Annotated in this window: 4 protein-coding genes and 2 pseudogenes; 1 reads left to right on the plus strand and 5 read right to left on the minus strand. The window is 58.2% G+C overall.

Annotated features, from left to right (window positions below):
- From AB4Z51_RS44050 to AB4Z51_RS44070, 5 genes and pseudogenes are all read right to left on the minus strand, one after another.
- A partial coding sequence (locus tag AB4Z51_RS44050; RefSeq protein ID WP_441499692.1) for a hypothetical protein occupies positions 1-211 on the minus strand: 211 nt, incomplete at its 3' end.
- A gap of 864 nt (positions 212-1,075) precedes the next feature.
- Positions 1,076-1,306, minus strand: coding sequence for a hypothetical protein (locus AB4Z51_RS44055; RefSeq protein ID WP_135217208.1), 231 nt, complete (start codon positions 1,304-1,306; stop codon positions 1,076-1,078).
- A 559-nt stretch (positions 1,307-1,865) separates the two neighbouring features.
- A pseudogene (locus AB4Z51_RS44060) lies at positions 1,866-2,146 on the minus strand (tyrosine-type recombinase/integrase); the annotation flags it as partial.
- Between the two features lie 488 nt (positions 2,147-2,634).
- Entirely contained in the window at positions 2,635-2,916 is a 282-nt protein-coding gene (locus tag AB4Z51_RS44065) for a c-type cytochrome (RefSeq protein WP_063982906.1), read from the minus strand.
- A 117-nt stretch (positions 2,917-3,033) separates the two neighbouring features.
- Positions 3,034-4,971, minus strand: coding sequence for an AI-2E family transporter (locus AB4Z51_RS44070; protein ID WP_441499693.1), 1,938 nt, complete (start codon positions 4,969-4,971; stop codon positions 3,034-3,036).
- A 494-nt stretch (positions 4,972-5,465) separates the two neighbouring features.
- Here AB4Z51_RS44070 and AB4Z51_RS44075 point away from each other — a divergent pair.
- Positions 5,466-5,885 (plus strand): annotated as a pseudogene (locus AB4Z51_RS44075) (TAXI family TRAP transporter solute-binding subunit); the annotation flags it as partial.

The raw sequence follows: 5,885 nt of genomic DNA on the forward strand, positions 1-5,885 counted from the left end.
GATTACCGCAACCCCGGCAGACGAACCGCGGCTCGAGATCGGAGAGCCTTACACTGTCAGGCCAGCGGTCGGCGTCCAGAGCAATGTGATGGCCGCAATGGCAATAGATCAGCACGCCGCGAACGCCCATCTCCCGCATCTCGCCGATGGTGATCTTGCGCGGTCGACCGTCGGCATGCGTAGGCATGTGGCGTCTGGCGGGGCGAGGCATGCCTCGATCAAACCGGCATCGCATGCACCTTGCAAATTATCGATTCCTAGCGGCTCGGAACGAGCATGAGCCACCGCGGGTCGTGGGTGTGGAAAAGCTAAGGAGCGTCGATCACTCAGAGAGCGCGAGCAGTGCGCCGCCTATGTCGGAGGGCATACAGACCCGATTGCCGAATCTTCCTAGACCTTAGTAGACCTTGGCGCCCCCATTACCGCCAAGGCTTCCAACGGCTCCGGCATCTAGTTGTGCTGGGGCCGTTTTTTGCGACCTGTAACAACGCTCGCGATATACTGCCTGTCGTGGGTGTGGACATCGCCCGCCGTTTCACACCGGCGCCTTCTAAAGGGCGCCGTGGTGTTCGGGTTCCATTTCTAAGCGCTGCTAAAGAGTTGCTTGATTTTCCCGTTTTGCTTAGCCTTACTTACGGGAAGCTTACGGATCGTCACTTCTCATCAGTCGATCGTTGACGTGATCATTGCCTCACATCGCGGAGGGCACGTGGACCGAGAGCTAAGGGAATTCCGTAGACTAGAGCGAATTTGCCGTGAACATGCAGCGATAGCTTCCATGGAGCTTGAGCGCGTCGGCCTTTTGAAGGTCGCCGAAGATTGCCGTCGGGCGGCTGCGTCGATCGAGAACCGTCAGAAAGACCCCCTAAAGGCCTGAGGGATATGACGGCCTCGACCTTGGAGAAGGCGAAGTTCTGCCTCCCCGGTCTGGGCCGGGAAGCTCTCGAAGAGATGGCTACAAAACTATCGAAATGAAGCTCAACGGCTTGAGGGCGAGGAGCGATAGGGCTCACGCCTTTGCAGGAACCTTCTCAGGTTTGATATCATTTGGCGACTCGGACAGCAGCCAAACTTCTCAACCGGCTTCTCCTGCGTGCCAACCCTTCTCTGTAGGTTGATAACGCTCTCCGTATTTCACCAGCCAGCCGCCTTCAACCATCTTCTCTGCCAAAGCCTTCGAGCATGCCGGCTGGTTGCTGCCGGGGTAATACAGGCCGTCTCTGCGCTCGACCATAAAGCCGTAGACGCGCACCAGGCGAAGGGCGTTCAGCATGCCGGGAATGAGAACTACGGTCGTGCTCGTCATTGCTCTCCAAGCAACGCCACCACCGAACGTTCCCGAAGCCACTCGTTAAAACCTGCGTCAAAACCTGGCGGCGCGGAACGAGCTCGAGCTACTGCCCGTCGTGGTGTGGAAAAGGTGTCGCTTAGGTCTGCCTAGCGTTGGAATCGCTTAGGCTGCCTACGGCGACGGAATCCAGCTGGGACTGGACAGTTGCACCCGAGGGCGGCGCGGCTTAGATCCCGCGCGCTCTCGGGCAAGAGATATGAAGTAGCGGAGATTAAGACTTGGGCTGGGAACGTCCGGATGCTGCCCGGCTTGTCTTTCCGGTGACGGTTTCTGTCCCACAAGGTCAGAGCCTGTCCGGAGGCCCCAGCATCATCATGCCCCCCGGCCGATGCTGGGGCCGTTTTTTTTTGTGCGAGGCATCGATTGGACGAGACTTGGAGAGTGGTGTTCGCAATTGGTGCGACGGCTATCCACGGGCGATGAAGTGATTGAATGACGCAGCGCGACTTCCGTTTCGGGCCCGCAGCCTCCTGTAACGGAGGGGCAGGGCAGGTCGGCTCTGCCAGGGCAGCCAGACGTCCACCTGTTCTGCTATTGCGAGTGCGTCATCGACCTCTATTCCGAGGTAGCGGTGCTCTCGATTTTTGTATGCCCCAACAGGAGCTGCACGGCTCGCAAGTTGCCGGTGCGACGATAGATGAGCGTCGCCTTGGTTCGTCGGAGTGAATGCGTTCCGAACAGGTGAGGGTCCAATCCTATACCGGCCAGCCAGTCCGATCGCAGGCGTGCATACTGCCGTGTCGTCAGGCTGCGGTCCGGCCCTCTGCGGCCCGTGAATAGACGATCTCCTGGCTTCAGAGCGCCAAGGATAACTCCTCAATGACTCGCTCTACGTGCTGTTTAAATCGTGCGGCTGACTTCGCGTCCATAGAACCATCCCGCGGGAACAGGGCCTGCCTTGCAAATGGCAACATACCCGCCTTTGGACCAAGAAGCCTTCCAAATAGCGAGAGCGCGACTGTTCCGCTAATGGCCCGTTTGAGACATGCCGGTCCGATCTGACGAGTCCGCTTATCAGGCTAGAGCGGAAGTCAGCGGCTCGCGGGAAAACCGACAAGATTGACCCAGAAACAGACGTCGATTGTTCAGGCAAAGGGACCGTTTGGCTCTTTCAAGGCATCAAATTGCGTCGCTGACCGCACATGGTGGGTGTACAGTAGACCAATCTTCGGCAGCAGATGGGCGCGCTGCGGACTTCTTGAACTCGACCACACTTTGTCGGTCATCAAGCGCGGAACGTTCGGGATCGCGCGTGCTCCGCGTCGGCGGCGTGTTTTCTGCTGCTACTTGAGTGTTCCGATATAGGCGGCGATATCTGACGCTTCATCCCTGCTGAGCTGCATATTAGGCATCTTCGGGTGTGGATCGAGCAAGAAGAACGCTAGCTTGGCGGGGTCGAAATCCGGCCTCGCTGCGATGGACGCGAACGTTGGAGCGTCGGCTCTCGCGCCCTTCTGATCGGCTGCGACAAGATGGCAGCCTGCGCACCATCGTTTGACGAGATTTTCGCCTTGATCAGGGTTAGCCGCGAAGGTCGAAGTCGTGGTGATTGTCGCGCACACCATCAAGACGCAGCGAATTCGATTAGATTGTTCCACACTCAAATAACCTTTCCAGCATTGGGCATATGCCGACAACGTCTGCCTGATTTCAAGACGGGAAATCTGGCCATGATGGAAACTTCACGCAGCTACTGTTGCGGACATTTCCTGCTTGGAGGCTTCCTGGTCCTTCACTCCCGTCGCCTCGATGCACAGCTTGACCGCCTCACCGAGGCTCGCGGCAACGAGGTCGGCTTTCGCGCCTTCCCGCAACAATTCCAGCGCAGCCGGGTCGATTTCCTTGACCCAACAGCCCAGGATAATGGTTGCCTTCGGTAACTTTCGCCTTAGGCGTCGAACGGAGTAACGCATGTGCGCTGGTCCATTGGCATCGAGATAGACCAGGCATACGATCGCAACGCCGGTGGTATCAAGGCGGAAGACATTCGTCGTGGAGAGCGCTTCCGCCCCTTCCACTCGCGCCGCCAGGCCGTGCGTCGTCGAGAGCTGAGCCAGCATGATCGCGGCCGCCTCATCGATGCGACTGCGCCCCGCCACGCAGAGGACGGGATGTTCACCCTGCCATCCCGGCGGGAGGGATTCCTTGCTGAGAATGGGCAACGTTTCATTTGTCGCATTTTCTGCAACGCTTTCCACCGCGGACGATGCTTCCGCGTCGGTGGTTGAATTGCTTTTCGCCGGCGGCCGGTCCTCCTGATCCGAAAGGTCGCTGGCAAATTCGTTCACCGCGTCTCGAATCTTCGTTAGACGTTCCTGGTCAAGCGCGCCGCGCTCGGCATCGGCTTGCGCTAGCTGCAAACCCTTCAAGGCGACTTCATCATAGTACGAGGCCAGCGACCGTTCTTTCAGAAATTCTTCGGCCTTTTCGGCGGCTTCCGTCGGATCACCAGCCAGCATCCGCTGGTAAAATATTTCGGGGGGAGAAAGGGCCGGCCGGTCCCCGAACATGACATCAAGAAATTCCAGACGTTCCACATGACGCCCTAGCACGACAAGGCACACCGTCAGCGGCGTCGCGAGGACAAGCCCGATTGGACCCCATAGTGCAGTCCAGAACGTTGCCGACACGACCACGGCAACTGGAGAAAGCCCTGTGCTGTGGCCGTAAACCATCGGCTCGATGACATGGCCCACGACCGGCTCCACAACTAGGAAAAGCGCGAGCGTCCATAGCAGCATCGACCAGCCGGGATCGATGGCTACTGCCAACGCAAGCGGGAACGCGCCCGCGATGACGGCGCCGATGTAGGGAACGAAGCGGAGAGCTGCCGCCAGGATGCCCCAAAGGATCGCGCTTGGAATCCCGATGAGCCACAGACCTATCCCGATCACCACGCCAAATGCGCCGTTCAAGATGAGCTGAGTCAGGAACAGCCGGCTAAGGCGGCTCGCCGCGTCGTCGAGCGCCGCCGTCGTACGTTGGAGATCGGATGACCCCGCCAATCGAATGAGACGATTACGAAGATCTTCGCGTTGAAGCAGAATGAAGATGACGAAAATAATGATGATGCCGGTTGTCGCGAGAGGATGAACCAGCGGCGAGATCAAAGTCCGCAAGCTTTCCAGCGCGCCAGGATCGGGCTGGCGTACTTCTACCGGAACCGGCGTCAGCGGCGCGGGCGTGTTGAAACCAGCGACAGAGCCTGAGCCACGTGATGCGGATGGTGCATCCTTTGGCTTATCAAGTTCTTTGCTGAGATCCTTCAGCATGTCGGAGGCGCGTTCCAGCGTGCCCCTGCCGGCTTTTGTGTCCCGGAAGGACTGAATTTTTTCGCTTATCGTCGATTGGTAACGCGGGAGGTCTCCCGCGAGTTGCGTCAGTTGCGTGGCGAGGAGACTCCCCATCRCGAAAATCAGCGTGAAGGCAAGTATAACCACGCTCACGACGGCTAATCCGCGGGGGACATGGATACGCTGCAGTATTCCGACCAGCGGCGCCAGCACGAAGCTGAGTAGAATAGCCAAAGCAACGGGCACGAAGATATCCCGGCCAAAATAGAGCATCGAGATAATGATGACCGCAAGAATTGCAGTAGCTACTGCGCTGAGCAGCGCCATAAGTTCTTCGGTGGTACGTGCCCTAAATGGCTGTCTCGCTAAAGGCCTCATCTGCTTTCGTCCCAAACCTCGGAGCCTGCTGATGCGCTGATAAGGACACGGCGCATAAAAAAGCCGCTCGGGCATTGCTCCGCGCGGCTTTCTTAGACGGCTGCCGTTTTCCGGTTCCGCCGCTACACATACCAATAGATGAGCAGCGTAATGGTTTCGTGCTGCGAGAAAGATAAAGCCGCGCTCGGCACTGGCCGGTCTCGGGAAGATTTTTGCTGGTGAGCAAATGTCTCCTATTGGCCCATCAGCGAAGTGGCGACACGCCTCACTGAGGTCAGCTTAGTGGGGCGTAGCGGACGAGATTGGCTCACGCTGAGTTCTTCGCCTTTTGACCCGGAGCAGAAGTGTTCGACAGTGACATGGGAACGATCAACGATTCGAGAGGTTGTGTCCGTGTGGCAGGTTCCACATGCCAGGAGGATGTTGTGCGTCAACTCCTTGGAATGATTGCCGCGATGATCTTGATGGCTTCTGGATTTGCGGCCCATGCCGGACAGACCGAGTATGGCCCGGCCAAGGTTAGTGACAGCCTGAAGGCAGTCTTCCAATTCGGCTCGGTCTCGACCAAGAAGGCAATGAACGCCAACACGGTCACGCTGCTTACTGGTACGATCGGCGGCACCTATGTGCAGTTCGGTGCAGACCTCGCTTCCGTGCTCGACGACGACGGTAAGCTGCGCGTCCTGCCGATCACCGGTCGAGGCTCGGTGCAGAGCATCGCCGACATCCTCTTTCTTAAAGGCGTCGATCTCGGCATCGTGCGCGCCGACACGCTCGACTATCTCGAGAAGAAGGGCTTCGCCAACAACATCAAGAAGCAGTTCACCTATGTGACCAAGCTCTACAATGAGGAGATGCAGGTC

This window comes from Bradyrhizobium sp. 2TAF36, from assembly GCF_052114925.1.
Taxonomy (GTDB): Bacteria; Pseudomonadota; Alphaproteobacteria; order Rhizobiales; family Xanthobacteraceae; genus Bradyrhizobium; species Bradyrhizobium barranii.

Bases quoted from the DNA above. Each gene is read 5' to 3' on its own strand.
- AB4Z51_RS44055 (WP_135217208.1), bottom strand. From the start codon at position 1,306: ATGACGAGCACGACCGTAGTTCTCATTCCCGGCATGCTGAACGCCCTT.
- AB4Z51_RS44065 (WP_063982906.1), bottom strand. From the start codon at position 2,916: ATGGTGTGCGCGACAATCACCACGACTTCGACCTTCGCGGCTAACCCT.